At 41.5% G+C, this 26,404-nt stretch carries 26 protein-coding genes, 1 tRNA gene and 1 pseudogene; 26 read left to right on the top strand and 2 right to left on the bottom strand.

Going from position 1 to position 26,404, the window contains the following annotated elements; all coding sequences use genetic code 11:
- Positions 1 to 11 precede the first annotated feature (11 nt).
- Together ACP5NR_RS05435 and tdh are read right to left on the bottom strand one after the other, a co-directional pair.
- Positions 12 to 1,187 carry a glycine C-acetyltransferase gene (locus tag ACP5NR_RS05435; RefSeq protein ID WP_428004752.1) on the bottom strand — a complete coding sequence of 392 codons (1,176 nt, stop codon included), beginning with the start codon at positions 1,185 to 1,187 and terminating at the stop codon, positions 12 to 14.
- A 12-nt stretch (positions 1,188 to 1,199) separates the two neighbouring features.
- On the bottom strand, positions 1,200 to 2,261 hold the full coding sequence (gene tdh / locus ACP5NR_RS05440; RefSeq protein WP_428004751.1) for an L-threonine 3-dehydrogenase: 1,062 nt from the start codon (positions 2,259 to 2,261) through the stop codon (positions 1,200 to 1,202).
- Between the two features lie 290 nt (positions 2,262 to 2,551).
- Between tdh and ACP5NR_RS05445 the strand changes: the two genes are divergently transcribed.
- The 26 genes and pseudogenes from ACP5NR_RS05445 to argS all read left to right on the top strand — a co-directional run bounded on the left by ACP5NR_RS05445 (position 2,552) and on the right by argS (position 26,392).
- Complete coding sequence (locus ACP5NR_RS05445; RefSeq protein ID WP_428004750.1) at positions 2,552 to 2,797, top strand: DUF1659 domain-containing protein; 246 nt, start codon at positions 2,552 to 2,554, stop codon at positions 2,795 to 2,797.
- Between the two features lie 13 nt (positions 2,798 to 2,810).
- Positions 2,811 to 3,038: a DUF2922 domain-containing protein gene (locus ACP5NR_RS05450; protein ID WP_428004749.1), complete on the top strand. Its 228-nt coding sequence runs from the start codon at positions 2,811 to 2,813 to the stop codon at positions 3,036 to 3,038.
- A gap of 49 nt (positions 3,039 to 3,087) precedes the next feature.
- A complete protein-coding gene (locus tag ACP5NR_RS05455; protein ID WP_428006067.1) occupies positions 3,088 to 3,342 on the top strand; it encodes a hypothetical protein in 255 nt (84 codons plus the stop codon).
- The gene (locus ACP5NR_RS05460; protein ID WP_428004747.1) at positions 3,335 to 3,721 is read left to right on the top strand and encodes a sigma factor; all 387 of its coding nucleotides are present in this window, start codon (positions 3,335 to 3,337) and stop codon (positions 3,719 to 3,721) included. Before ACP5NR_RS05455 ends, ACP5NR_RS05460 begins: the two co-directional genes overlap by 8 nt.
- 235 nt (positions 3,722 to 3,956) lie before the next feature.
- A tRNA-Lys gene (locus ACP5NR_RS05465) sits at positions 3,957 to 4,032 on the top strand.
- Between the two features lie 130 nt (positions 4,033 to 4,162).
- Positions 4,163 to 4,723, top strand: coding sequence for a translation initiation factor IF-3 (gene infC / locus ACP5NR_RS05470; RefSeq protein WP_428004746.1), 561 nt, complete (start codon positions 4,163 to 4,165; stop codon positions 4,721 to 4,723).
- A complete protein-coding gene (gene rpmI / locus ACP5NR_RS05475; RefSeq protein ID WP_428004745.1) occupies positions 4,701 to 4,898 on the top strand; it encodes a 50S ribosomal protein L35 in 198 nt (65 codons plus the stop codon). The genes infC and rpmI overlap by 23 nt, the downstream gene beginning before the upstream one ends.
- An 18-nt stretch (positions 4,899 to 4,916) precedes the next feature.
- Positions 4,917 to 5,282 (top strand): 50S ribosomal protein L20, encoded by a 366-nt coding sequence (gene rplT, locus ACP5NR_RS05480; RefSeq protein ID WP_428004744.1) that lies wholly within the window; start codon positions 4,917 to 4,919, stop codon positions 5,280 to 5,282.
- 22 nt (positions 5,283 to 5,304) lie between these two features.
- Complete coding sequence (ppdK, locus tag ACP5NR_RS05485) at positions 5,305 to 7,980, top strand: pyruvate, phosphate dikinase (RefSeq protein WP_428004743.1); 2,676 nt, start codon at positions 5,305 to 5,307, stop codon at positions 7,978 to 7,980.
- A 48-nt stretch (positions 7,981 to 8,028) separates the two neighbouring features.
- Complete coding sequence (locus ACP5NR_RS05490) at positions 8,029 to 8,250, top strand: ATP-binding protein (RefSeq protein WP_428004742.1); 222 nt, start codon at positions 8,029 to 8,031, stop codon at positions 8,248 to 8,250.
- A 41-nt stretch (positions 8,251 to 8,291) separates the two neighbouring features.
- Positions 8,292 to 9,359 (top strand): M24 family metallopeptidase, encoded by a 1,068-nt coding sequence (locus ACP5NR_RS05495; protein WP_428006068.1) that lies wholly within the window; start codon positions 8,292 to 8,294, stop codon positions 9,357 to 9,359.
- Positions 9,360 to 9,373: 14 nt separating this feature from the next.
- The gene (gene efp / locus ACP5NR_RS05500) at positions 9,374 to 9,934 is read left to right on the top strand and encodes an elongation factor P (protein ID WP_428006069.1); all 561 of its coding nucleotides are present in this window, start codon (positions 9,374 to 9,376) and stop codon (positions 9,932 to 9,934) included.
- Positions 9,921 to 10,313, top strand: a complete 393-nt coding sequence (locus ACP5NR_RS05505) for an Asp23/Gls24 family envelope stress response protein (RefSeq protein ID WP_428004739.1) — start codon at positions 9,921 to 9,923, stop codon at positions 10,311 to 10,313. Before efp ends, ACP5NR_RS05505 begins: the two co-directional genes overlap by 14 nt.
- 3 nt (positions 10,314 to 10,316) lie before the next feature.
- A pseudogene (nusB, locus tag ACP5NR_RS05510) lies at positions 10,317 to 10,709 on the top strand (transcription antitermination factor NusB); the annotation flags it as partial.
- Between the two features lie 114 nt (positions 10,710 to 10,823).
- Complete coding sequence (locus tag ACP5NR_RS05515) at positions 10,824 to 12,458, top strand: formate--tetrahydrofolate ligase (protein ID WP_428006082.1); 1,635 nt, start codon at positions 10,824 to 10,826, stop codon at positions 12,456 to 12,458.
- Between the two features lie 2 nt (positions 12,459 to 12,460).
- On the top strand, positions 12,461 to 13,285 hold the full coding sequence (locus tag ACP5NR_RS05520) for a bifunctional 5,10-methylenetetrahydrofolate dehydrogenase/5,10-methenyltetrahydrofolate cyclohydrolase (RefSeq protein WP_428006070.1): 825 nt from the start codon (positions 12,461 to 12,463) through the stop codon (positions 13,283 to 13,285).
- On the top strand, positions 13,273 to 14,607 hold the full coding sequence (gene xseA / locus ACP5NR_RS05525) for an exodeoxyribonuclease VII large subunit (RefSeq protein WP_428006071.1): 1,335 nt from the start codon (positions 13,273 to 13,275) through the stop codon (positions 14,605 to 14,607). The genes ACP5NR_RS05520 and xseA overlap by 13 nt, the downstream gene beginning before the upstream one ends.
- Positions 14,597 to 14,839: an exodeoxyribonuclease VII small subunit gene (xseB, locus tag ACP5NR_RS05530; protein ID WP_428004736.1), complete on the top strand. Its 243-nt coding sequence runs from the start codon at positions 14,597 to 14,599 to the stop codon at positions 14,837 to 14,839. The genes xseA and xseB overlap by 11 nt, the downstream gene beginning before the upstream one ends.
- 1 nt (position 14,840) lies before the next feature.
- Positions 14,841 to 16,697 carry a 1-deoxy-D-xylulose-5-phosphate synthase gene (gene dxs, locus ACP5NR_RS05535; RefSeq protein ID WP_428004765.1) on the top strand — a complete coding sequence of 619 codons (1,857 nt, stop codon included), beginning with the start codon at positions 14,841 to 14,843 and terminating at the stop codon, positions 16,695 to 16,697.
- A 2-nt stretch (positions 16,698 to 16,699) separates the two neighbouring features.
- Positions 16,700 to 17,038 (top strand): Asp23/Gls24 family envelope stress response protein, encoded by a 339-nt coding sequence (locus ACP5NR_RS05540; protein WP_428004735.1) that lies wholly within the window; start codon positions 16,700 to 16,702, stop codon positions 17,036 to 17,038.
- Between the two features lie 29 nt (positions 17,039 to 17,067).
- On the top strand, positions 17,068 to 18,681 hold the full coding sequence (locus ACP5NR_RS05545) for a DAK2 domain-containing protein (protein WP_428006072.1): 1,614 nt from the start codon (positions 17,068 to 17,070) through the stop codon (positions 18,679 to 18,681).
- Between the two features lie 11 nt (positions 18,682 to 18,692).
- Positions 18,693 to 19,163 (top strand): transcription elongation factor GreA, encoded by a 471-nt coding sequence (greA, locus tag ACP5NR_RS05550; protein WP_428004733.1) that lies wholly within the window; start codon positions 18,693 to 18,695, stop codon positions 19,161 to 19,163.
- 23 nt (positions 19,164 to 19,186) lie between these two features.
- Positions 19,187 to 20,680 carry a lysine--tRNA ligase gene (gene lysS, locus ACP5NR_RS05555; RefSeq protein ID WP_428006073.1) on the top strand — a complete coding sequence of 498 codons (1,494 nt, stop codon included), beginning with the start codon at positions 19,187 to 19,189 and terminating at the stop codon, positions 20,678 to 20,680.
- Positions 20,677 to 22,008 (top strand): phosphoglucosamine mutase, encoded by a 1,332-nt coding sequence (glmM, locus tag ACP5NR_RS05560; protein WP_428004731.1) that lies wholly within the window; start codon positions 20,677 to 20,679, stop codon positions 22,006 to 22,008. The genes lysS and glmM overlap by 4 nt, the downstream gene beginning before the upstream one ends.
- A 40-nt stretch (positions 22,009 to 22,048) precedes the next feature.
- Complete coding sequence (uvrA, locus tag ACP5NR_RS05565) at positions 22,049 to 24,763, top strand: excinuclease ABC subunit UvrA (RefSeq protein ID WP_428004764.1); 2,715 nt, start codon at positions 22,049 to 22,051, stop codon at positions 24,761 to 24,763.
- Positions 24,764 to 26,392 carry an arginine--tRNA ligase gene (gene argS, locus ACP5NR_RS05570; RefSeq protein WP_428004730.1) on the top strand — a complete coding sequence of 543 codons (1,629 nt, stop codon included), beginning with the start codon at positions 24,764 to 24,766 and terminating at the stop codon, positions 26,390 to 26,392. It abuts the gene before it with no gap.
- Positions 26,393 to 26,404 lie beyond the last annotated feature (12 nt).

Raw genomic sequence — 26,404 nt, forward strand, 5'->3', positions numbered from 1 at the left:
ATGGGATCAAATTACAATAAAACTCCAAGTGCTTTTCCGACTTTTTCGAATTTTTCGAGTGCAAAATCAAGAGACTTTTTTGTATGAACGGCGCTTATCATAACGCGAATACGGGCTTTTCCTTTTTGAACCGTCGGATATCCGATCGATTGGGCAAAGATACCTTCTTCAAAGAGTTTCTTGCTAAAATTGGAGGCAACCTGGGCGTCATAAAGCATCACAGGAGTTATAGGAGTCTGACTATGACCTATGTCGAAACCAATGGATTTCATATGATCTTTGAAATATTTTGAATTATCCCAGAGTTTTTTGACAAGATCATCACTTTGTGCCAACACCTGAACGGCTGCAAGCACCGCTCCGACATCTGGTGGAGTTGGGGCACTTGAAAAAAGAAATGGTCTTGCCTTCTGTTTTAGGTAATCTATCAAAACTTTATTGCCTGCGACGTATCCTCCAACAACTCCAAAGGCCTTTGACATGGTTCCTATATCTATATCTACCTTTCCTTCAAGTTTGAATTGGGCGACGATCCCTTTTCCATGGGGGCCAAGCACTCCTTCTCCGTGTGCATCATCTACCATAACCATCACGCCATATTTTTCACCGAGTTTGACTATGCCATCAAGAGGAGCCACGTCCCCATCCATGCTAAAAACACCATCTGTAACTATAAGCCTTCTTCTTGCGCTGTTTGTCTTGATCTTACTTTCAAGATCATCAAGATCGAGATGATTCCATCTTATTATCTGGGCACCAGACAGTCTGCATCCATCTATTATGGAAGCATGATTTAACTCGTCACTGAAGATAACATCTTCTTTTGAAAAAAGAGGTGGAATGACGGCCTGATTTGCGTTAAACCCTGATTGGACAAGCATTGCCGCTTCAGCGCCTTTAAAATCCGCAAGTGCTTTTTCAGTTTCTTCGTGGATCGATAAAGTGCCGGCTATCGTCCTGACTGCTCCGGGACCGACACCCCATTTTTCTATCGCTTCCATCGCAGCCTTTTTCAATCTTTGATCGTCCGCAAAGCCGAGATAATTATTCGAACAAAGATTCAAAACTTTTTTACCGGAAATTGTAAGCCACTCACCTTGAGGGCTCTCAAGCGTTCTTATGTTCGTGTAAAGCCCTGTTTTTTTAAGTTCTTCAAGTTCATCTGAAAGTACTTTCCAGTCAAACATGATACCGCCTCCTCAAAGTTTCAAAACGATCTTGCCGCATTTCCCTTCTTCCATCAATTTAAAACCGCGCTCGTAATCATCAAAATCAAGCACATGGGTTATTATTTTGGACAGATCGAGTTTTTTGCTCTTCAAAAGATCTGCTCCTCTGTACCAGGTTTCAAACATTTTTCTGCCGGTTATCCCGTATATTCTTATGGCCTTGAAAATGACCAAATCGTTAAGATTTATTTGAACATCTTTATCGTAAACGCCAAGCAAAGAAGCTCTGCCTGCATTTGTAAGCGACGTGAGTCCATCTTTGAGTGCCTGAGGATTGCCGCTCATTTCTATCATAACATCAGCACCATCACCGTTGGTCTCTTTTTTTACAACGTTCACGAGAGACTCTTTTCTCGGATCCACGACAACGTCAGCACCTATCTCCTTTGCAAGATCTCTACGATAATCGTTGACTTCGCTGACGATTATCTTCGCAGCCCCTGCTGTCTTCAACACACCTATGGCTAACAAACCTATCGGTCCGGCTCCGGTGACAAGCACATTTTTACCCGTCACATCTTCCACAAAAATTGTGTGAATGGCATTACCGAGCGGTTCCTGAACGGAAGCCCATATTGGAGGAATTGAAGGATCATTTTTCCATAAAACGATCTCTGGAACTTTAACGTACTCGGCAAAAGCGCCGTTCATATCAACGCCGAGAATTTTAAGATTCTGACACACATGCATGTTGCCAGTTCTGCATTGTTTGCAATGCTGGCATGGGATATGCGTTTCAGAAGAAACAAAATCTCCAATTGAAACGAGTGAAACATCTCTTCCTACCGACACAACCTCACCGGCAAATTCATGGCCCAATATCTGAGGCACTTTTATATGGTTTTTTGCCCATTCGTTCCATAGCCATATGTGCAGATCCGTTCCACAAATCGAAACGGCTTTAACTTTTACAAGCACTTCGTGAGGTTCAAGCGATTTTGGAACATCAACCTTAACCAATTTAGCCCCGTAATTTGGAGCATCCTTAACGATTGCCTTCATCTTATCTGGCAAATTGTTTGTCACCGTCATTCATCTCCTCTAAATTTTTTTAGCAGTACTGAACCCAGTTTAGATTCGGAACAATTTCTTAGCTCCGGGAGGTGTCCCTTCGGAATCTGTCCTCGCTGCGCTGCGAAGGCTTCCTCATGGACAACCTGCCCTACGCTAAGTTGAATAAACATTCCATTTTTAAAATAGATCCAGTATACAAAGAAAATTTTACCACCAAAACGGAATAAAAATTAGTGATCTAAAATATACTATTTTTTTGTACTATTATATTGAGGGGTGCACCTCAACTTTTGATTGGAGGGATGTAAATGGCCGTTGGGACAAGACCTGTGAACGAAGTTTCGAAAGCAGTTTCTCTTACCATTTCTCTTGACACCGGTAAACTTGATCAAAATGGAAATCCAGTCATCAACCGTGCAAGAATAAGCGGAATAAAAGAAAACGCGGCATTTGAAGATCTCTACGATGTTGCATACCTTTACGCATCTCTGACTTCGAAAAGCATTGTGGATATCGCCGTTGGAGTCAATTCCGGAATAGGGCCAATCGACTGAGGAGGGATGAACGATGAAATACTTAAACATGAGGTGGGTTAATGCTCAAGATGGTTCCACGAAGACGTTAAGAGTGAATGACGTGAAAAGCGATCTCACACAAGCGGAAGTAATGGCTTTCATGGGAAAAATTGCAACTGCAAATCTTTTAAAGACTTCAAAAAATTCTCTTGTTGACACTGTTGATTCGGCCACAATAGTCGATACAACTTCCAGCCAACTTTTCAATTTAGTCCAATAACGAAAAGGGGAGGGCTTCCTCCCCTTTTTAACGAGGGGGGAATATGAATATGGAATGGATAAAAATGCTTTTGAACGTTAAAAATTTCATTGAAATAGCGGTTGTGATGGTCGAACATCCGGGCGGCGGATCAGAAAAAAAGCAAAGGGCGCTTGAAATAATTCACATTTTGATGAAGGAAAACGACGTACATTTACCGCTACCCGATCAAATAATCGATTTGATCATTGGTTTTGCAATAGATACCTTTGTAAACTGGGCAAATGAAAATATATGGAAAAAGGGAGGCGAAGAAAATGGATAAGATGGAAAGAGCCGTAAGAAAACTCGTGAGCAAATATGCCCATTCTGTTAGAAAATGTGAATTTGAAGATCTTTGCCAAACGATATGGTATCTCGTTATCTCCTCAAAAAAAACTTACGATCCCTCAAAAGGAAAATCGCCTGAATCTTACGCTTACTACTTTGCAGATATGAAATTAAAAGATCATTTTGGCAGGCGTGTCAATTTGCCGGGAACCAGCGGTGTTTTTTCTCTTCTGCAATTCAAAGCCGATATGATCGATGATACGGAAAATCTTCCGGATCTTTCACAGGATGAAAACTTCATGGACGATGTGGCTGAAAAGATAGAGAATGAAAAAGCAGAATATGCAGATGAAACATTTGAGGCACCTGATTAAGGTGCCTTTTTGTGTGTCGACCACCTCACGGCATCATGCTCTCCACCGGCTCTTTGCTTCTCTGTTCACTGATCACGCGTTACCCGTCACCGTTTTTTTCCACGCGCTACCGGCTACCCGCCACATGCTGTTTTGCTGATTACTGATTACGCGTCACGCGTTACCGTTCATAATTGATTTGACAAAATAAAGATATGTGATATAATACTTTCTGGTAAAATTAGATAAAGCCTAAGGGCCATTAGCTCAGCTGGTAGAGCAACTGACTCTTAATCAGTAGGCCGCAGGTTCGAATCCTGTATGGCCCACCAGGCGATCCCAAAGGGATCTAAGAAGAAGCCGCCGCTTCTCACCTTTACCTTAATAAGGGAAGAGGTTGTAAGGGTTTACTGTCTTTAAGACGGGTGGCTTTTGTCCACCCGATTTTTAATTTTAGAGGTGATGATAATACCGAAAAGTGAATTTTTGAAGAACGAAGAAATACACTATTCATCAGTAAGGTTGATAGGGCCTGACGGTTCTCAACTCGGTATCGTGAAGCGCACCGAAGCGCTTCAAAAAGCATCGGAATACGGCATGGATCTTGTACTCGTATCTTCGGGATCTAATCCACCTGTGTGCAAGATAATGGATTTTGGTAAGTACATGTACGAGCAAAGCAAAAAACAAAAGAAATCCAAAAACGTTTCCGATGTGCTTAAGCAGATGAAATTCAGACCCAAAATAGATGAACATGATTACCAAACAAAACTTTCACACGTGAGAAATTTCATAGAAAGTGGAAACAAAGTGAGAATTACCATAATGTTTCGCGGAAGAGAAATGGCTTTTACCGACAAGGGAAAAGAAATCCTTGAAAGGATATCGAAAGATCTCGCGGACGTGGCCGAAGTAGATTCTCCACCCTTGCTTGAAGGTCGGGATATGAGAATGGGTCTCAGACCTAAAAAGGTTAATTACGTCAAGGAGGTTAACGTAAATGAAATCAAAAATGAAGGTTAGGAAGAGTGCGGCAAAAAGATATCATGTAACCGGATCTGATAAGATAATGCGTGAATCTGCAAAAAGAAATCACAAAAATTATCACAAATCCGCCGCCCAGGAAAGAAGACTCGATGTCAACAAAGAAGTTTCCAAAAGTGATAAAAAAAGAGCAAGAAGAACTCTTGGCATTTGATCAAAGGAGATGTGAATTATGCGTGTTAAAAGAGGTATAACCAAAAGGCAACGACACAACAAAGTACTTAATGCCGTCAAAGGTCATCTTGGTGCAAGAAGAAGACATTACAGATATGCCAAAGAGGCTGTAACGAAATCCGGTATAAATGCTTACATAGGCAGAAAACAAAAAAAGCGTTCGATGAGATCTTTGTGGATAACAAGAATAAACATCGCCGCAAGGGATTCAGGAATTAAATACAGTGATTTTATGCATGGACTTGATCTCGCAGGCGTAAACGTTAACAGAAAGATCCTCGCTCAACTTGCGGTTGAAGATATGGATGCTTTCAATTCTTACGTTGAGATAGCAAAAAAACATCTTGTAAACAACGTTCAGTAAGATCATTTAACGGAGGTGTATGATGGCTAAGAAATACGTTTATTTCTTCGGAAATGGTACCGCAGAAGGCGGTGCCGACATGAAAGACACGCTCGGCGGAAAAGGTGCAAATCTTGCCGAGATGGTCAAAATAGGTATATCCGTTCCCGCTGGCTTCACGATAAGCGCTGAAATATGCGATTATTATTACAAAAATTCAAAAACATATCCAAAAGAATTAAAAAACGAAGTCGAATCAAATCTAAAAGCACTTGAAAAGGCCACAGGAAAAAAATTCGGAGACTCAAAGAATCCTCTTCTCGTTTCCGTTAGATCCGGAGCAGCCGTTTCGATGCCGGGCATGATGGATACGATACTCAATCTCGGTCTTAACGATCAAACGGTCATTGGCCTTGCAAAATTGACGTCCAACGAAAGATTTGCCTACGATTCTTACAGAAGATTCATACAGATGTTTGGCGATGTGGCACTGGGTATAGAACACAACAAATTTGAAAAAGAGATCGAAGCCATAAAAGCAAAACGAGGCATAAAACTTGATACCGAAATGAAAACGGAAGAACTGAAACAACTTGTCGAGAACTACAAAAAATTGTACGTAAAAGAAGGAAAAGAATTCCCGCAAGATCCCGTTAAACAACTCTGGATAGCCATAGATGCGGTTTTCGGTTCATGGATGAACAAAAGAGCGATAGATTACAGAAGAATAAACAAAATACCTGAAGGTTCGATGCTTGGGACTGCCGTCAGTGTTGTTTCGATGGTCTTTGGAAATATGGGTGACGACAGCGGAACAGGAGTCGCATTTACAAGAGATCCGTCTACCGGAGAGAAAAGAAGGTACGGAGAATTTCTCAGAAATGCCCAGGGTGAAGACGTCGTTGCCGGTATAAGAACTCCTGAAGATCTCGAAGGGCTCAAAAAGGTTTCCAAAGAAGCCTACGACGAACTTTACAGGATATTCGATATACTTGAAAAACATTACAAAGACATGCAGGACGTTGAATTTACAGTTGAGCACGGTAAACTTTACATGCTTCAGACAAGGAGCGCAAAAAGAACTCCGCGTGCCGCGGTAAAAGTTGCAGTTGATATGGTTAACGAAAAGTTGATAGACAAGAAAACTGCCATCATGCGTGTTACCACGGATCAGGTCGATCAACTTTTACATCCCATGTTTGATATGAACGAAAAGAAAAAGGCAATTTCAGAGAAGCGCATGATCACAACCGGACTTGCCGCTTCGCCAGGCGCCGCAACCGGTAAGGTCGTTTTTGATGCTGATAAGGCTGCGAACCTTGGAAAGAAAGAACCTGTTATTCTTGTTAGGCCAGAAACCTCTGCCGAAGACGTTGCAGGTATGGCCGGCGCCGAAGGCATTCTTACCGCAAGAGGCGGTAGAACATCCCATGCCGCCGTTGTGGCAAGAGGCATGGGTAAATGTGCCGTTGTCGGTGCGGAGGCAATAAGCGTAGACGACGATCGCAAGATGTTTACCGTCAACAGCACCACGGTCAGAGAAGGAGACTGGTTATCGATAGACGGATCAACCGGAGAAGTTTTTTTGGGTCAGATAAAAACCATAAAACCCGAAGGACTTGAAGGAGACCTCGCAACGTTGCTCAAATGGGCAGATCAGATCAGAAGACTTGGTGTTAGAACAAACGCAAACACACCAACGGATGCTAAAGTCGCGAGAGGTTTTGGTGCTGAAGGTATAGGACTCTGCAGAACAGAACGTATGTTTTTTGCCAATGACAGAATACCTGCAGTCAGACAGATGATCTTCTCCAACACCACCGAACAAAGAGAAAGAGCACTTGACAAAATAATGCCGATGCAAAAAGAAGATTTCAAATCAATTTTCAGAGAAATGGATGGAAAGCCCGTCACAATAAGACTTATAGATCCACCCTTGCACGAATTTTTACCGCAAGACGAAGAAACGTTAAGGCAATTGGCGAAAGATATGGGGTTAAGTTATGAACAGATCTCGGAAAGGGCAGCCGCTTTGAAAGAATTCAATCCGATGCTTGGCCACAGAGGTTGCAGACTTGAAATAACTTACCCTGAAATACCAACGATGCAGGTCAAAGCCATAATTCAAGCGGCGATCGAACTCATAAAAGAAGAAAAAATAAACGTTATCCCTGAGATAATGGTGCCACTCGTTGGTCACGTAAATGAACTCAAGTTTCTTAAAGAAATTATAATAAAAACAGCCGATGAGTTGATCAAAAAAAGCGGAATTAAATTGACTTACCTTGTCGGTACGATGATCGAGATACCAAGGGCAGCGGTTACCGCAGATCAAATTGCCAAAGAGGCGCATTTCTTCTCATTTGGAACCAATGATCTTACACAAACAACTTTCGGATACAGCCGTGATGACAGCGGTAAATTTTTGAACGACTATCTTGAAAAGGGCATAATCCCCGTTGATCCGTTCAAGACGCTTGACAAAGACGGAGTCGGAGAACTTGTAAAGATAGGGACGAAAAAAGGAAAGAAGTCAAATCCAAAATTGGAAGTCGGAATATGCGGTGAACACGGTGGCGATCCTGATTCGATAAGAATCGTCGATGAAATAGGAATTGATTACGTGAGTTGTTCTCCTTACAGGGTACCAATTGCAAGACTTGCCGCAGCCCAGTCAACGCTGGAATTAAAAGCAAAAAGATCCAAGAAGAGCAAATGAAAAAGAGGGGCACTTTAAGGTGCCCTTCATTTTCTGTGAGGAGGCAGTATGGCTAAAAAAAACTTTGAAATTAACATAGATTTCAAACTTTGTAAGTCATGTGGCATATGTTACTGGATATGTCCAACGCATGCGATAGTAAAGGGCGAACTCGAAGCACCGAAAATTGAAAGCAACGATAAATGCATAGGTTGTATGCAATGCGCCAACCTTTGTCCGGATTTTGCCATAAACATCGTTGAATCAGAGAGTGCTAATTTACCCTCCTGAAATATGTGATATAATTTAAAAATGATTGGAGGAGGATTCAAGTGCCTATTAATGAGAGAAGTTCAAAACTTTACCGCAAACTTAAAGATAAAGGGATAGATTATTTTCTTTCCATAACCTCTGAAGGGTCAAACACGACGGTGAGATATTTAAGCGGATTCACAGGAGACACCGGTTGTGTGATAGTTGGAGAGAAAGAAAGATATTTGCTTGTTGATTCAAGATTTTACACGCAGGCCGCCCAGGAATCGGACTTTGAAATGGTCAAAGTTGAAAATTCTTCTTTGACCGAAAAGGCTTTGGAAATTCTGAAGGGGAAAACCGTCGGGATAGAAGGCACTAAGTTTTTTTATTCGTGGTATACGGATGTGTCAAATGATCTGAAACTCCAGAATGTCGAAGAAGATCTTTACGCCATTCGAGCGGTAAAAGATCGAGAAGAAGTTGACAAGATAAAAAGAGCCATAGAAGTTGCACAGAATGCCCTTAAAAAAACTCTCGAGAAATTTCATGTTGGTATGACGGAAAGGGAATTTTCTTCGTTACTCGGCTACGAGATGGAAATGCATGGTGCACAAAAGCCTTCTTTTGAGACGATTGTGGCCTCTGGATACAGAGGTGCCCTTCCGCATGGTCTTGCGTCGGATAAAAAGATGGAAAAAGGAGAGATGGTCGTCGTTGATTTCGGTGCACTCGTGGATGGATATTGCAGCGATATAACAAGGACTTTTGGGATAGGAAAAGTGCCCCAAAAAGCTTTAGACGCCTATTTAGCAGTGCTTGGCGCTCAACTTAAAGCGATAGAAAGCGCAAAATCAGGAATGACTGGTAAAGAAATAGACGGTGTTGCACGTGATTTTCTCAAAGAAAAGCAACTTGATGGGTATTTCGGCCACGGTCTTGGCCATGGTCTCGGAATGGACGTTCATGAATCTCCATTTCTTAACAAAAGATATGATAAGCCCATAAATGATATGGCAGTTGTAACTTTTGAGCCCGGTGTTTACATTCCGGGTGAATTTGGCATAAGAGTAGAAGATGACGTTTTGCTTACCGAAAACGGACATGAAGTTTTATCTAACTTCAAAAAAGAATTTACAGTTATATAAGGGAGGTTGTGCCTTTGATCGACGTAACGGATCTTAGAAAAGGAATGCATGTGATTATAGACGGAAAGATTTACACCGTTGTGGATTTTGAAATGCACAAAATGGGGAGAGGCCATAGCGCCGTTGTAAGAACACGCATAAAGGATGTGCTTACAGGTCTTGTGCAGGATAAAACCTTCAAAAGTGGAGACCAAATTGAGGAAGCGACTTTAACTTTGAAGGCATCCCAATATCTCTACAAGGATGATAATTTTGCCTATTTCATGGCAAACGATAACTACGAACAGTATTCTCTTCCGCTTGCGGATCTCGAAGATGAAATAAAATACATGAAAGAAAATATGGAACTGAATTTGCTTTTTCACGATGAAAACGTCATAGGAGTGCTCTTACCAACGACTGTTGTGCTCGAGATTGTCGAAACAGATCCTGGCTTTAAAGGCGATACGGTTGCCGGTAGCGGTAAACCCGCTATTCTTGAGACGGGTTTGAAGATCAACATACCTTTTTTCGTTAACAAAGGAGAAAAGGTAAAAATTGATACAAGGACAGGTGATTACATTGAGCGAGCATGAAAACGTTAATAATCAGTCAAACAGAGGGAAAATAGAGATATCGGATCAGGTTATAAGCAATGTGGTTATATTGACACTTGCAAAGCAGGAAGGAAAAGAAATAACTCAAAAGTCAAGAGACTACAAATATTACAGAAAGCAAGTGACGATAGACAGACCTGACGACAACAGTGTTTCCATATCCGTCAAAATCAGAATCAAATATGGAGAAAAAATAACCGATGTCACTTCACAGATTCAGCAGGCGATAAAGAGAGAGGTCGAAAGCATAACAGGCTTGAAGGTCGTCAGCGTCAACGTTTACGTTGAAGATGTCTTATCGGTCAAAGGAAAGGAATCTTCAGAAGAGATCGACGAGAAAGAGGAAAACAAAAAGTAAGGCGTGACTGAAAAATATCACAGAAGGCTTTTGAGAGAATTGGTCTTTAAATCGATTTATCAGATGGAATTTCAGGATCTCTCTCCACTTCAGGCTGTAAAGAATACCTGCGAAATGGAAGAGATAAATGGTTCTATTGAAAAAGAAGTTGAGCATTTAACGCTGAATCTTTTTTCAAAACTTGACGAAATAGATAACGCAATAAGAAATTACATCCTCGGCTGGACAATCGACAGACTTCCGCTTGTATCGAAAGACATACTCAGATTAGGTGTTTACGAGTTACTTTTTGAAGATGACATTCCGATAGAAGTTTCGATCGACGAAGCAATTGAGATCGCGAAAGAATTTGGAACAGATGGGGATCGTAAATTCATAAACGGGGTGCTCGACAGAATAGCAAAGAATTCCGCAAATAAAAATAAAATTTTATTTCTGCACAAAAATTCAAATAAAAACAAAGAAGAGGAGGAAGAAAAGATGGAAGAAACAGGAGTTAAAAAAGTCACCATGAAACCAATCACGGAAATTGCCAAAAAGATCGGAATTGAGGAAGATCAACTTATACCTTATGGAAAATACATGGCAAAAATTCCTCATCAAGTGTTAAAAACGATCAAAAACAAAACAGATGGTAAACTCATAATAGTAACTGCCATAACGCCCACGCCGGCCGGAGAGGGAAAAACAACGACAAGTATTGGGTTATCTCTGGGAATGAACAGAATAGGAAAAAAATCAATCGTAACTTTGAGAGAACCTTCATTGGGCCCTGTTTTTGGGGTAAAAGGCGGTGCGACCGGTGGCGGAAAAGCACAGGTCCTGCCGATGGAAGAGATAAATCTTCATTTTACCGGCGATCTTCATGCAGTTACGGCTGCCCATAACTTGCTCGCCGCGATGATAGATTCTCATATTCACAACGGAAACTCACTCAACATCGATGTGCGCGATGTGAAATGGCCACGGGCTGTCGACATGAATGACAGAGCACTGAGAGAAATTGTCGTTGCGCTTGGAGGTCATTCAAATGGATTTCCCCGAGAAACGGGATATGTCATAACGGCCGCGTCTGAAGTAATGGCAATACTGTGCCTTGCGGAAAGCATAACCGATCTTAAAGAAAGACTTTCAAAAATAGTCATAGGTGAAACGGTAGATGGGAAATACGTTACAGCCGGAGATCTTCACGCACAGGGAGCCATGACGGCCCTGCTTAAAGATGCCCTCAACCCCAATCTCGTTCAAACGACTGAAAATACACCTGTTATAGTTCACGGTGGACCATTTGCCAACATAGCGCACGGCACGAACTCCATAATAGCAACAAAAATGGCGCTCAAACTGGCAGATTACGTCATAACGGAAACAGGTTTTGCCGCCGATTTAGGAGCGGAAAAATTCTTTGACACCGTTTCAAGATATGCGAATTTAAAACCAGACACCGTTGTGCTTGTTGCAAGCGTAAGGGCATTGAAAATGCATGGCGGCGAGGATAAGAAAAACCTTAAAAACGAAAACATCGAAGCCCTTAAAAAAGGTATGGAAAATCTCAAAGTGCACATCGAAAACATCAAGAAATTTGGTCTGCCTGTCGTCGTTGCCATAAACAAATTCCCGACAGATTCTTTAACCGAGATCAAAACGGTCGAAGATGAGGTTAAAAAGATGGGAGTCAGATTTGCCTTAAGCGAAGGTTTTGAAAAAGGCGGAATCGGAACGGAAACGCTTGCGAAAGAGGTCATCGAATCCATAGAAAAAGACAAGAACACCTTCCACAGGATATACGATTGGGAAATGCCGATAAAAACGAAAATCGAAACGCTTGCCAGAGAAATTTACAGGGCAGGAAAGGTTGAATATGCTCCAACTGCACTTTCGGATATCAGAAAAATTGAAAAATCAGGATACGGCAATCTTCCCGTTATAATGGCAAAAACCCAATCATCACTTTCCGACGATCCAAAGGTCGCAGGAGCACCATCCGGATACACCTTCACGATACGCGAGGTGAAGTTATCTGCAGGTGCGGGTTTCATAGTACCGATAGCCGGTGAGATAATGACGATGCCAGGACTTCCAAAAGAACCGGCTGCGATAAACATAGATGTCGATGATGACGGTCAAATAACGGGATTATTTTAATCATGATCTTAGACGGAATTGAAATAGCAGAAAAAATAGGAGATTATGTTCAAAAGAAGGTTGCCGAACTTAAAAACTCCGTTGTCCCGTCTTTGACGTGTGTCGTTTCTTCAAACGATAAATCGACAAGAGTTTATCTCAATTCAATAAAAAAGAATTGTGACAAGTTCGGCATAAATTACGCGGAAAGATCCGTAAACGCAGAGGATATCCTCTCTGAAATAGACAAATTAAACACAGACAGAAATGTGCATGGAATCATGATAATGCATCCTTTGCCAAAAGAAATAGATGAATTTAAAGTTTTAAGTTCTGTAAATCCCGAAAAAGATGTTGAAGGCAGAACGCCTCAAAATCTTGGCATGTTACTCATGGGAAGGCCTTATTTTGCACCGTGCACGGCCCAGGCAGTGCTTGAAATGCTAAAATATTACGAGATACAACTTCGCGGAAAAGAAGTTACGATCGTCGGAAGAAGTACCACAGTCGGCAAACCGCTTTCTTTGCTTTTGTTAAGTGAAGACGCGACAGTCACGGTGTGCCATTCCAAGACAAAGGATCTTGTTGACAAGGTTAAAAATGCCGACGTGGTAATAGCAGCCGTTGGAAAGCCGAAGATGTTCGATGCGAGTTGGTTTAAAGACGGTGAAATTGTCATAGATGTTGGAATAAACGTTGTTGACGGCAAGATCGTCGGTGACGTGGACTTTGATTCCGTTTCCAAAAAAGTTTCTGTTTCAAAAGTACCGGGTGGAGTTGGAAACGTAACTTCCGCCATATTGATGAGAAACGTTGTAAATGTCGCGGAGATGATGTGCAGACGTTAGAAATGGGTGTTGCCGAGATAACGATGAGATTGATCTCGGTGATAGAAACAGATGAGATTTTTCAGAACGTGATGGTGCGTGGGGAAGTTTCTAATTTTAAATTTTCCGGTCCCCACGCTTACTTTTCACTCAAAGAGGGAGAATATCTTCTCAATTGTGTCATGTTCAACGCCACTTACAGGCATCCCTCAGGAATAAAGGACGGCACCGTCGTTAAAGCGAGTGGTGCGATAAAAGTTTATCCGAAAAGGGGAACTTACCAACTTTACACGGAATCGATTTTAGAAGGGAAAGATTACGGAGAACTTTACAAAAGATTTGAAGAGTTGAAGATCAAACTCAAAAACGAAGGGATCTTTGACAAGCCCAAAAAAGAAATACCGCGCTTTCCACAAAAAATAGCGGTCGTTTCTTCAAAAACTTCGGCCGCATTTCACGATGTTGTCAAAACTATCAAAAAAAGATATCCTCTTGCCGTAATTTTGTTGTTTCACACGTCAGTTCAGGGAAAAGAAGCATCCAAAGAAATAGTTAGCGCTTTGGACGCTGCCGACAGATCCTCGGCAGACGTGATTTTACTTGTGAGAGGCGGAGGAAGCATAGAAGATCTCTGGAACTTCAACGAGGAAATTGTAGTCAAAAAGGTATATGCGATGAAAACTCCCGTGATAACGGGTGTCGGTCACGAAGTCGATACCACTCTTGTTGATTATGTTGCCGATCGTAGATCTCCTACACCAACAGGAGCGGCTGAGTATGCTACACCGGATCTTGTCGAATTGAAAAGAAACATCGATATCTCTTTTTCAAGAATCACCAACGAGATGGATCAAAAAATCGATGAGTCTTTCGATCTCGTTGAAAGGTCAAAAAAAAGGCTTGATTTTCTTTCTCCGAAACGTCAAATTTCAATTGAAACGGAGAGAATAAATGAGTCCTTTTCGAAGATGATCAAGATCGTTGATGAGATGATAAAAGAAAAGCGGTCTTCACTCATAAGAAATTTTGAAGCGATATCACATTCCAAAATTGTAAGAACGATAGAACTCGTTCCGGAAAGGCTTGATTCAAAGATGGAAATGATGAAGCGTACCGTATCAAATGACATATCGAAAAAGTATTTATCGCTTGAAAAAATTGAAATGTCTTTGAACGTACACGATCCTTTGGAGCCTGTACGAAGAGGTTACGCTATGGTTTTCAAGGATGAAAGGTTGGTGAAATCCGTGCATGAACTGAAAAAATCAGATGAGATAAAATTGAAACTTTCAGATGGTAAAATACTCTCTGAAGTGGTGGAGATAGAAGAAAATGGAAAATAAAAAAGTGGAAGAGATGAGTTTCGAAGAGTCTTACAACGAACTTGAAGAAACCCTTAACGCCATGGAAAAGACAGATGTAACGCTCGAAGAATCTATCAAACTCTTCAAAAGAGGAGTTGAACTTTACAAAAGGTGCAAATTTTTAATCGATTCGGCATCGTTATCCGTCAAAGAAGTACTTGGAAATCTGGAAAAAGAGATGGAGATTGGTGAAGATGACATGGGACGATGAATTGCTTTTCAAAAAACTTAAAGATATGAAAACAGATGAAATGTACGATCTCGCATCTGAGATACGCGATTACGTGGTAGAAGTTGTTTCAGCCGGAGATGGTCATCTTGCACCAAATCTCGGAACGGTTGAAATGACCCTTTCACTTTACAAAATCTTTCCGCCGGATGAACACGTGATCGTATGGGACACAGGACATCAGGCCTACACTCACAAAATTTTGACTGGCAGGGCAAAGGCACTGTCCGGCATAAGGAAGTTGGGTGGCATAAGTGGATATCCATCGATTCGTGAATCCATCTATGACAACTTCGGAGTAGGTCACGCTGCCACATCTTTGGCGGCAGCACTTGGAATCGAATGCGCAAAAAAGATAAAAAACGAGAATGAAAGTCAGATAATAGCCGTAATTGGCGATGGTGCAATGACATCCGGCATGGCCCTTGAGGCTTTAAACCAAATAAAAACAGTTTCATCAAGGATAAAAATCGTGCTCAATGACAACGGAATGAGCATTTCTCCGAGTGTCGGCCAACTTTCGCAAACGATACTCAACAGATTAAGAACGATGAAGGCATACAGGAAATTCGATGCCAAACTTTATCAACTCTTCAGTGACGCCATATTGAAAACTTTTAACGAGAAGATCAAGGGATCTTTAAAGAAGTTACTCTTGCCCGATAATTTCTTTGAAGATTTCGGTCTGAAGTACATGGGACCGATAGACGGTCATGATATCAAGATGATGGTGAGAACTTTTGAAAGTTTAAAAGCGGTCGAAGGACCTGCCGTCGTTCATGTCGTGACTCAAAAAGGAAAGGGCATAAAATATGCCGAAGACAATCCAAGAAAATTTCACAGCGTCTCGATGATAAATCCATCAAACGGCGTTTCAATGGAAGTTAAAAAGGGCTGGTATTCTTACAGTGACGTTTTCGGAAGGGTATTATCCCAAATAGCGGACAACGACGATAAAGTCATAGGCATAACGGCTGCGATGGAAGACGGAACAGGTTTAAGTTATTTTCATTCAAAGCATCCAGATCGTTTTTTCGATCTCGGAATAACCGAAGAACTTTGCACAACCTTTGCTGCCGGTGCATCCACCAAAGGGCTCAAACCTGTAGTCGCAATATATTCAACCTTTCTTCAAAGGGCTTTCGATCAAATAATACACGATGTGGCGTTGCAAAATTTGGACGTTGTCTTTGCCATAGATCGTGCCGGTCTTGTCGGTCAAGATGGGCCAACCCATCATGGAATATTCGATATATCTTACATGAACTTAATTCCAAACATGAAGATTTTGGCTCCGTCATCACTTGAAGAACTCTCGGCTATTCTGAAATCCGTGATCGGAAAAGTACATGGTCCGGTCGCTATAAGATACCCAAGACTTAGCGAAATCGCTTCTATCGACGACGTCATTTACGCAAAGCCTTTAAAAGATCCATTCAAGTGGGAAAAACTCAAAGATGGAAAAGATGGTACAATACTTGCGGTAGGATCCATGGTTAAAGTTGCCATGAAAGTTGTGGATCAGGCTGAAAACGTGGGATTCAAAATAGGCCTTTACAATTGCAGAAGCGTAAAACCGCTTGACATGGAAGCGCTGAATGAACTTCGTGCTTCTTCAAGAATATGGACGATGGAGGAAGGATCCGTTATCGGAGGGTTTGGATCTGCCATCATGTTAAAAGCGCCGGATCTCAGATCGAAGATAGATGTTATAGGTATAGATGACGATTTCGTTCAACATGGAACGCGATCTGAATTGATGGACATATCAGGTCTTTCACAAGAAAAATTGAGTTTAAAGATATTTTCTGAACTGAAAATTAAAATCCAGGAGGGATGAAGTTGAAATTTTCCACTAAATATGGGGAAGTGGAAGTATCTTCTCAAGCATTGAAACAATTGATAAGGGAAGCGATCGTCAACAGTTATGGAATTGTGGATCTTTCGAATGCTTCTTTGATGTCACAGGTAGCCTCTCTGTTCAGCGAAACGGATAGAGGCGTAAAACTCGTCGATGATGGTCAAAATGTTAAAATTGACATTTACGCCATTGCAGAATATGGCATAAACATCATGCAGGTTGCACTCAATCTTCAAGATGCCGTCATATACAATCTTAGGACTTATGCTGGATTGAATCCTAAAGAAGTCAACATTCATTTTGTTGACATAAATTTTTGATGAAAGGACATCGTTAACAGGATTTGATCATGAAAAATATAGACGGCAAAACTATGATAACCTGTTTCAAAAAGGGCACAGAAGTGCTCCTTACGCATGTGGATGAATTAAATGCGCTTAACGTTTTTCCAGTTCCGGATGGAGATACGGGATCAAACATGGCTTCTGCCATGCTTGAAGCATGCAGAAATTTGGATGCGCTTGAAAACAACAAGCGTGACCTTCAAAGTGTGCTTGAAGCAATAGAAAGCGGTACTTTACTCGGAGCACGTGGCAACTCTGGAGTTATACTTTCACAAATTTTCAGGGGATTCAGGCAGGGGACGAAGAACAAAAAAGTCCTAAAAGTTGAGGATTTCGTTCTTGCGCTCAAAAGCGCGAGAGAAACCGCTTACAACGCCGTTATGAAACCTGTTGAAGGCACGATGCTCACGGTGGTGAGAATTCTTGCAACCGATGCTGACAAATACGTTACAGATGACATGACGGAATTCATGCAAAAGATATGGCAAAGATCGATTCAAGTCGTTAACAACACACCCAAATATCTCCAAAAGTTGCGTGACGCAGGCGTTGTTGATTCAGGGGCAAAGGGTTTTTCTTACATAATGGAAGGATTTTACCGCGTACTCAACGGAGAAACGGCGATCAATCTGAATGTTGAAAATGTGACAACCGGAGAAATAGTCAGAATATCCCAGGAAGATTTGAAATACCTTTATTGTACCGAAGTCATGGTCAAGACAAATAAAGATGTTGATATCGATGAATTAAGGGATTTTTACGGATCGATAGGAGATTCTCTCATACTCGTAAATTCTGCGGGAATTTTAAAACTTCACGTTCACACGAATACGCCCGGCGTCGCCATAGATAAAGCGCTTGAGTATGGAGAACTCTACAAATCAAAAATCGACAACATGAAAACGCAGCATCATCAGATCATAAACGCATCTGAAGACATGAGCGTACCAAAAGAAAAGAAAAATTACGGAATCATAGTGATAGCGGATGGGAACGGTTTTGAATCTATTTTCAAAAGTTTAGGTGTCGATGTCGTGCTTAACGGGGGCCAATCTTCGAACCCAAGTACGGCGCAGATAAAAGAGGCGGTCGAAAGCATAAATGCCAAAAACATATTGATTTTCCCGAACAATTCGAATATAATAATGGCTGCCAATTCGGTCAAAAGCATGACAAACGGAAAAAAGGTTATGGTCATCAACACTTCTACCGTCCAGCAAGGACTCGCAGCGCTCTTTGCGTTTAATTCCCAGCAAGGTCTTCTTGAAAACGAAAAAAATTTCAAAGAGGCCCTCTCTGCGGTAAAATCAATAGAGATAACAAAGGCTGTAAGAGATAGTCAGGTTCAGGATGTGGACGTGAAAAAGGATCAATACATAAGCCTTGTCGATGGAAATATCGTTTCTTCATCGGAACTGATTGACGATGTTGTCTTCGCAGCCCTCGAAAAGGCACAGGCAGATAACGCCGAAGTTATAACGATCTTTTACGGCGAGGAGATAAACGAAGATGAAGCGAATGTGCTTTTCAAAGAGTGTCAGATACGTTATCCGTCTGCTGATATAGAACTTTATTACGGTGGACAACCTTACTACCATTACCTGATATCCGTTGAATGAAGGAGGTTTTTATGGCAAAAATACAGTTAACAAAAGAAGGATACGACTCATTGAAAGAGGAACTTGCCGATTTAAAAGAAAAACTCATGAACGAAGTTGCCAAGAAGATAAAAGAAGCCCGAGAGTTTGGAGATCTCAGCGAAAACAGTGAATACGATGAGGCAAAAAACGAACAAGGAAAGATAAACAGTAGAATAAGTGAAATAGAGGAGATTCTTGCAAATGCCGTGATAATAGAAGGAAGCAAAAACAACCATGAAGTTAACATCGGCAATTACGTGAAACTAAAAGATCTGAGCAATGACAAAGAGATGACGATGATGCTTGTCACCGCTCAAGAGGCCGACATTTTTAAAAACAAAATATCGGTAGACTCTCCTTTGGGCGAGGCCGTTAACAAGAAAAAGGTTGGAGACACGGTACGGGTTAAAGCACCTAACGGTGTTAAAAGATACATCATCTTGGAAGTCGAACAGAAATGAACTCATAACTGGGGGAGATCTGAATGGATGAGATTAGATCTAACAAGATAAAAGAAAGTGAAGAAATAAGAAAATCCGGGATTAACCCTTATCCTTATTTTTTTGATGTGAAGGAAAGGATATCACAGGTAAGAACGAATTTCGATCATCTTAAAAATGGAGAAAAAGATGAAAATGTTTCTTTTTCCATTGCCGGTCGTATTATGGCCGTAAGATATCAAGGAAAATCGATATTTTTCGTCATACAGGATTCAACAGATCAAATTCAGGGTTACCTCAACGTTTCCGTGGGGCAGGACAAATTCGATTTTTTCAAAGATCACGTCAAAGTTGGAGATTTTGTCGGCATAAAAGGCTTTCCATTCAGATCTCACACCGGTGAATTGACTGCATTTGCGGCCGATTATCAACTGCTGTCCAAAGCCATAAGAACTTTGCCGGAAAAATGGCACGGTCTTACGGATAAAGAAAAAATTTACCGTCAAAGATACGTCGACATGATAATGAACAGAGAATCTTTCGGCAGATTCAAAGCGAGATACGAAATAATACGTATGATAAGAGATTTCATGAATTCTGAAGGATTCATCGAAGTCGAAACGCCTGTGCTGCAATTTGTCACCGGAGGCGCCACGGCAAGGCCATTTATAACGCATGTAAATGCGCTTGATATAGACATGTACTTGAAGATCGCACATGAACTCTACCTGAAAAGATACATAGTCGGCGGATTTGACGCGGTATACGAGATAGGAAAATGTTTCAGAAATGAAGGCATAGATTACAAGCATAATCCGGAATTCACGATGATCGAATGTTACAAGGCTTACGTCGATTACAATTACATGATGGATTTGACGGAACGCCTTGTTTCTCATGTCATAGAAAAGATAAATGGCACCACGAAGATAGAATATCAGGGCAAAACCGTGGACTTCTCAAGACCATGGAAGAGAGTTAAGATGAGAGATTACATAAAAGCACATCTTGATGTTGATATACTTGAAGATTCGGATGATAAGATGATAAAAATTCTTAAGGCCCACGATGCTCTCCCAGAAATCATGGAAAAAGGCCATTACATAGAGAAATTGTGGGATCTCGTTGAAGACACCGTGGTAAATCCGACTTTCTTGCTTGAACATCCCGTCGAAATATCTCCCCTTGCGAAAAAGCACAGAGAAGATCCGAGAGTTACCGAAAGATTTGAAGTTATAGTGCTCGGTAACGAACTCGCCAACGCTTTCAGTGAACTCAACGATCCGATAGATCAGAGAGAAAGGTTTGAAGCGCAGTCCGCTTTGAGGAACTCAGGCGACAAAGAGGCACAAATGATGGATTTTGATTTTCTTAGAGCGATAGAGTACGGTATGCCTCCAACGGGAGGGTTAGGGATAGGCATAGACAGGCTTGTCATGTTCGCAACGAATGCCGCCACGATAAAGGATGTTATAGCATTTCCGCTTGTAAGACCTGAAAATTTCGATGAGAGCGGTATGGAGATCGGTGAAGAATGAAAAAATATTTTGGAACAGACGGCGTCAGAGGCATAGCAAATGAAGAATTAACCGCCGAACTCGCCTTTAAAATAGGCAAGTCTGCCTCTTACGTCCTTAAAATGCACAATCATCAATTCAAAGAAATACTCATAGCCCGAGACACAAGAATTTCAGGTGAGATGATAGAAAGCGCTTTAACATCATCTTTGCTCTCGATGGGGCTTAACGTGACGCTTTGTGGGATAATGCCGACGCCGACCCTTGCATGGCTTACCGGAAAACATGAAACCGTTGGCTTCATGGTAAGCGCAAGCCATAACCCATGGATGCACAACGGCATAAAGATATTTTCAAATGGATACAAATTACCCGACGATATAGAAGAAGAGATAGAGTGCAATCTTGACAAAACTTCAAAAGCAGGACCGTCGGTTGGGAAAATAGTCAGAGTTGATATGCTTCCGTCTTACATCGAATGGATCGTTAAAAGATACAAAGACCTTGCCGGAGAAAGGCTCGCCTTCGATCTTGCCAACGGCGCTGCCATATCCACCGTTCCGTTGGTTGTCAAAGAAATCGGAATAAAAGCCACGATTTTCAACGATAAGCCTGACGGAAAAAACATAAACGAAAAATGCGGTGCACTTTACCTTGATTTCATGAAAGAAGCGATAAAAAATACCGATGCCGCTTATGGAATAGTCAACGACGGCGATGCCGATAGATGCATGATGATAGGCAAGGACGGTCACACGATAGACGGAGACGATATCATAGTTGTGAATGCACTCAGCATGAAGAAAGAAGGAAGGCTAAAAAATAACACGGTCGTTGGAACGGTCATGACAAATCTTGCCATAGAAGAGTATCTTAAGAGAAACGAGATACAATTCTTAAGAACAAAAGTCGGAGACAGATATGTACTTGAAAAGATGATCGAGACCGGATCGAATATCGGTGGAGAACAATCAGGCCACGTCATATTCCTTGACCTTGAAACGACCGGAGACGGCCTTGTTACGGCACTTGAAAGTGTAAGAGCCTCAAAACTGATGAAGATAGATCTCAAAGGTTTTTCTCTTGGAATGAAGAGATACCATCAAATTCTGGAAAATGTCGAAGTTACCGATAAAGAATCGATCATGAACGATCATGAAGTTTTAGATTTCATTAAAAAAACACAAAGATACGAAAGTTTAAGAATTGTCCTGAGACCTTCGGGGACGGAACCGCTTATAAGAATAATGGTTGAAGGAAAAGACAAGGCGATAGTGAGAAAAGTCGTGGATGAGGCAAAAGAAATCATCGAAAGGGTGAAAGATTCTGGAAAAATTCATAAGAGTTAAAGGTGCACGCGTTCATAACCTTAAAAATGTGGACGTAGAGATGCCAAGAAATGCACTTGTTGTTTTTACTGGCCCATCAGGATCGGGAAAGTCTTCCCTTGCCTTTGATACGATTCATGCCGAAGGGCAAAGAAGATATCTCGAATCTCTTTCCGCTTACGCAAGGCAATTTCTCGGAGAACTTAAACATCCGGATGTAGATGAAATAGATGGATTATCACCTGTCATCGCGATAGATCAAAAAAGCGTTTCTCATAACCCGAGGTCAACTGTGGGGACCGTTACAGAAATAAACGATTATTTAAGATTGCTTTTCGCGAGACTTGGAATACCGCATTGCGTAAAATGCGGAAGAACTCTTGAAAAGCAAAGTATAGACGAAATTATAGAAAGAATTGAAAAGAATTACAAGTCAACAACGAGAATAGCCATTTTAGCCCCGCTTACGACAGAAAAAAAAGGAGAGTACAAATCGCTTTTCGATTACCTCAAAAGGCGTGGCTTTTTGAGGGTAAACATCGATGGCAAAGATTATTCGCTCGAAGAAGAGATAAAGGTTGAAAAACAGGTAAGACACACTATAAAGTTGATCGTTGACAGGTTAAAAGTCAACGACGAAAATCATCAAAGACTCGTTGAATCTGTCGAAATTGCCTTAAAAGAAGCGGATGGAAAGGTAGAAGTGCTTAATTACGAAAACAACGAGATCGAATATTTCAGTGAAAAACTCGCATGTCCGGTTTGCGGAATAAGTTTTCCCGAGATAAGTCCGAAACTTTTCTCATTCAACTCTCCTTACGGTGCCTGTCCTGTATGCGCCGGAATAGGTTACACGATAGAAGTTGGGGATGAACTCGTCATCGATCCGTCAAAAACCGTAAGAGATGGCGGCATAATACCTTACAAAAGCGGAAAAGCCTTTGTGGTCGATCTGATAGAAGAAATGGTTAAAAAAATGGGCGGGAATCCTGATAAACCAATCGGAGAACTCAGCCCAAAAATTCAAAATGCCATACTCAAAGGAGGGCCTGGTTTTAAAGGCCTTGAAGATCATCTCATGGACAGATTCAGATATTCCGACTCGGAAGAGGTTAAGGAATGGATAGAAAAAAATTTTCTCGTTCAAAAAACATGTTCCGTTTGCAACGGTAAAAGACTGAGACCGGAATCTTTAGCCGTCACTTTTAAAGACAAAAACATCGCGGAAATTTCTGACATGACGGTCAGCGCATCTTACGAGTTTTTCAACACGATTTCCATGACCCCGAAAGAAGAATCGATATCGAGAGAGATACTCATTGAAATAAAAAGAAGGCTCAAATTTCTCATAGACGTAGGCCTTGATTATCTCACACTTTCAAGGGCCGCTTCTACGTTATCCGGAGGAGAATCTCAAAGGATAAAAATCGCAACGCAATTAGGCTCCCGGCTTGTCGGTGTGCTTTACATACTTGACGAGCCAACGATCGGACTTCATCAAAGAGATACGGACAGATTGATAAAAATGCTCGAAAATCTTAGAGATCTGGGTAATACCGTGATAGTCGTTGAACACGACGAGCAGGTCATAAGATCGGGGGATTTTGTCGTTGACATAGGGCCTGGAGCGGGAGAAAACGGAGGAAAAGTACTTTACGCCGGAGATGTGACAGGGTTAATTTCTGCCGATACCCTGACGGGAAAATACTTAAGCAAAAGATTGACGATTCAAACGCCATCGACAAGAAGAAAAAGTTCTGAATTCTTAACGATAAAAGGCGTCAAACATAACAACCTTAAATCAATAGACGTGAAGATCCCGCTTGGCACTTTCACCTGCGTCACAGGTGTTTCGGGATCTGGAAAATCATCTCTCGTAATGGAAACGCTTTATCCCGTTTTGACAAACAAAATATACAGAACCCATCTGCCTTACGGAGAGCATGAATCGATAGATGGAGTTGAAAAGATAGACAAAGTCATCCTTGTGGATCAAAGCCCAATAGGGAGGACTCCGCGATCCAATCCCGTAACTTACACGAAGGCTTTTGATGGCATACGGGAATTGTTCGCCATGGCTGAAGAGGCAAGAATAAGAGGATACACGCCCGGCAGATTCAGTTTTAACGTAAAAGGCGGAAGATGCGAAGCATGTGCGGGCCAGGGTGTTGTGAAAGTTGAGATGAACTTCATGCCGGATGTTTACATAGAATGCGACGTGTGCGGAGGCAAAAGATACAACAAAGAAACTTTGGAAGTTAAGTACAAAGGAAAAGATATAAGCGAAATCCTCGATATGTCGGTAGACGAAGCGGTCGAATTTTTCTCCGGAATACCAAAAATAGTCTCACCACTTAAAGCACTTCAGGATGTCGGACTCGGATACATAAAATTGGGACAACCCGCAACGACGCTTTCTGGAGGAGAGGCCCAAAGGGTCAAACTTTCGTCAGAATTGAAAAAAACATCGACGGGTAAGACCATGTACATTCTTGACGAACCAACGACAGGTTTGCATTTTCATGATGTCAAGAAACTGATAGATGTGCTTCAAAAACTTGTGGATAAAGGAAATACGGTCGTCGTCGTCGAGCACAACCTTGATGTCATAAAGAACGCGGATTACATAATAGATCTTGGACCAGACGGCGGCGAAAGGGGCGGACACATAATTGCCCAGGGAACCCCGGAAGAGATAGCAAATTCAAAAAATTCTTACACCGGTGTGTATTTAAAACAAATTTTGAACGGAACGACGGAAATGGCGGGATGCTGATTGCATTTAAAATCTTTGATAAGAGAAAAAATTTCCAAAAAATACTTTGATCTTTTCGGATCCGATCCTGTTGAATTCACGGTGGAAATATCGCCGCCGAATTTCGGTGATTATTCGACAAATGTCGCGATGGTATGCGCGAAAAGCACCAAAACATCTCCGAGAAAAATAGGTGAAAAACTCATTGAAGCCTTTAAACAGGATCCAGACTTTGAAAATGTCGAAATGGCCGGGCCGGGATTTTTGAATTTTAAACTTTCAAAGGCACTTTACAGAAACGTAGCCGAAAGATACTCAAAATCAGTTGAAATGCCAAAAGTAAAACCGCAAAAAATACAATTTGAATTTGTAAGCGCAAATCCTACCGGTCCTCTCACCGTTGGCCATGGCAGACAGGCCATCATCGGTGATATACTCTCGAGATTGAACAGTGCCATTGGAAACAACGTTACAAGGGAGTATTACTTCAACGATGCAGGACGGCAGATGAAGATGTTAGGCCATTCAACATGGATAAGGTACAACGAACTTTACGGCAAAAAAATGGCATTCGAAGAGGACGATTACGTCGCGGATTACCTCGTCGATATAGCAAAATCGATATCGGACAAGTATGGCGATGAATATGTAGGCATATGGAACGATGAAGTGCAATCTTTTTTCACCTCTTACGCAAGCAATGAAATATTTGAATGGATAAAGCGTACCCTTGATAAATTGCGCGTCCCTTTTGACGTTTACTTCAGCGAACAAACGCTTTACAAGACAGGCCTCACAGATGAAGCAATGAAAATTCTCAAAGAAAAAGGATACATTTACGAAAAGGAAGATTCAACGTGGTTTGCGGTGTCAAAAATTTTTCCGGCCGAAGATGACAGAGTCATAATAAGAAAAAACGGCGATCCGACTTATTTTTTCTCTGACATAGCCTACATGTTAGATAAATACAGGCGTGGATTTGAAAAAGTTTATTACATATGGGGCGCCGATCATCACGGTTACATTCCAAGAATGATGGCCGTTTCAAAGGCTTTGGGAATACCCGATGGATTTTTCAACGTGATCCTTCATCAATTTGTCACGCTTAAAAGCGGAGAAGAGACGGTGAGAATGTCAAAAAGGCATGGAGAATTCGTGACTTTGGAAGATCTCATGGATACCGTCGGAGTCGATGCGACAAGATACTTTTTCGCGATGATGGATCCCGATACAACGCTTGTCTTCGATGTTGACCTTGCGAAATCAAAAAGAATGGATAATCCTGTTTATTACGTTCAATACGCTCATGCAAGGATATCCAGTTTGATGAAAAACGCTAAAGAAAAAGGGATAGAATACGAAGGAGCGTCTCTTGAAACCATCTCAAAAGATGAAGAAATACTCGTGAGAGAACTGGATGAATTTCAGGATGTCGTGATTACCGCCGTAAATCAGCAAAAGCCACAAAAACTTTGTAATTACGCGTATGCGCTTTCTGAAAAATTTCATTCTTATTACACGGATCACAGGATAGTCGATCCTGAAAATATGGAATTATCCAAAGATCGATTGAAACTTTGTGCGTGCGTTAAAAATGTGCTTGAAATTACACTTTCGATCATCGGTGTAAGTGCACCGGAAGAAATGTAGGAGGTTTGACAA

Source organism: Athalassotoga sp. (assembly GCF_049965695.1).
Classification (GTDB): domain Bacteria; phylum Thermotogota; class Thermotogae; order Mesoaciditogales; family Mesoaciditogaceae; genus Athalassotoga.